Here is a 2,032-nt window from a genome sequence, read left to right on the forward strand (position 1 = left end):
GTAATACGTCTTACAGAATTTTGCGAATAGAAACCGGCAAGGTGCGCGTCGAGGATGCCCACGGCCAGCCACCGACCATTCCCTTCTGGCTCGGCGAAGCGCCCGGGCGCAGCAACGAACTGTCGGCGGCTGTAGCGCGCTTCCAAGGGCAGTTGGACGCCCTGCTCAGCGCCAGCCCTGGCGACTTGCAACCCGCACAGGCCTGGCTCACCGACACCCTCGGCCTGAACCGCGCCAGCACCGAACAGATCCTCGATTACCTGGCCCGCGCGCGCCTGGCCCTGAGTGCCTTGCCGTCCCAGGACACGTTGATCATGGAGCGGTTTTTCGACGAGTCCGGCGGCACCCAGTTGATCATTCACACGCCCTACGGCAGCCGCCTCAACCGCGCTTGGGGCCTGGCCCTGCGCAAGCGTTTTTGCCGCACGTTCAATTTCGAATTGCAGGCCGCGGCCAGTGAAAATGCGATCGTGCTGTCTTTGTCTACCAGCCACAGTTTCGAACTCGATGAGGTGTGGCGTTACCTCAACAGCAACAGCGCCGAGCACATCCTGATCCAGGCCGTGCTGGATGCGCCCTTGTTCGGCGTGCGCTGGCGCTGGAACGCTGGGGTGGCGCTGGCGTTGCCGCGCTTTAGCGGCGGGCGCAAGGTGGCGCCGCAGATCCAGCGCATGAAAAGCGAAGACCTGATCGCCAGCGTGTTCCCCGACCAAATCGCCTGCCTGGAAAACCTCGCCGGCGAACGTGAAGTGCCCGACCATCCGTTGGTGGAACAAACCCTTGACGACTGCCTGCACGAAGCCATGGACAGCGACGCCTGGCTGGCCCTGCTGCGATGCATGGAGCGCGGCGCAGTGCGCCTGATCAGCCGCGACTTGCCAGCGCCCTCGCCCATGGCCGCCGAAATCCTCAGCGCCCGCCCCTACACTTTTCTCGACGACGCCCCCCTGGAAGAACGCCGTACCCAGGCGGTACTCAACCGGCGCTGGAGCGACCCACAAAGCACTGACGACCTCGGCGCACTGGACGCCGACGCCATCGCCGGCGTGCGCGAAGAAGCCTGGCCGGCACCCAATGGCCCTGACGAAATGCATGAGGCGTTGATGAGCCTGGCGTGTATCGATGCCCGTGAAGTCACACCGCAATGGGCCGATTGGTTGCACGCCTTGACCAAGGGTGGACGTGCCTATCAATTGTCCAACGGCCTATGGGTGGCTGTGGAACGCTTGAGTTGTTTGCAGGCGATCTATCCCAACAACCTGCCGTTGCTGCCGGGTTTCGATGAGCCATGGACCCTTGAAGACGCGGTGGTGGAAGTGCTGCGCGCACGGCTTGGTGGGTTTGGCCCGCTGAGCGTGGTCGAGATCGCCGCGCCACTGGCGCTGCCGGTCACCGATGTCACCCAGGCACTGGTGCGTCTGGAGCAGGAAGGCTATGTGCTACGCGGTCGCTTCAGCCCCGGCGCCCCCCAGGAGCAATGGTGCGAACGGCATCTGCTCGCGCGGATTCATCGCTACACGGTCAAGCGCCTGCGCCGGGAAATCGAACCGGTGGCGATGCAGGATTTCATGCGTTTTCTATTCGATTGGCAGCACCTGTCCAACACCACACGCGGCCAGGGCAGCGCCATGTTGCCGCAGATCGTTGCCCAACTCGAAGGCTATGCCGCTGCCGCCTCCGCGTGGGACAGCGATTTACTCAGTGCACGGCTCAAGGACTATGCCTCCACCTGGCTCGACGAGCTGTGCCGCAGCGGCAAACTGGTGTGGACGCGCTTGAGCAACAAGGCCAGCGCCAATGCGTTACGTAGCACACCGGTGGTGCTATTGCCACGCAGCCAAGTGCCGTTATGGAGTGGGCTGACCGAACTCACTGACAGCGCGACGCTGTCGCCCAAGGCGCAAAAAGTCCATCAAACCCTGCGTGACCACGGCGCTTTGTTTTTCGATGAACTGGTGCACGAAGCCCATCTGCTGCGCAGCGAATTGGAAAGCGTCTTGCAGGAGCTGGTGGGCGCCGGCTTGGTGAATGC

At 63.2% G+C, this 2,032-nt stretch carries 1 protein-coding gene; it reads left to right on the forward strand.

Translation table 11 applies throughout. The features are described 5' to 3' along the window. A partial coding sequence (locus ACRESD_RS23320; RefSeq protein WP_431753059.1) for an Lhr family ATP-dependent helicase occupies nt 1-2,032 on the forward strand: 2,032 nt, incomplete at both ends.

It is taken from the genome of Pseudomonas sp. (assembly GCF_050739995.1).
In the GTDB taxonomy this organism is placed as follows: Bacteria; Pseudomonadota; Gammaproteobacteria; order Pseudomonadales; family Pseudomonadaceae; genus Aquipseudomonas.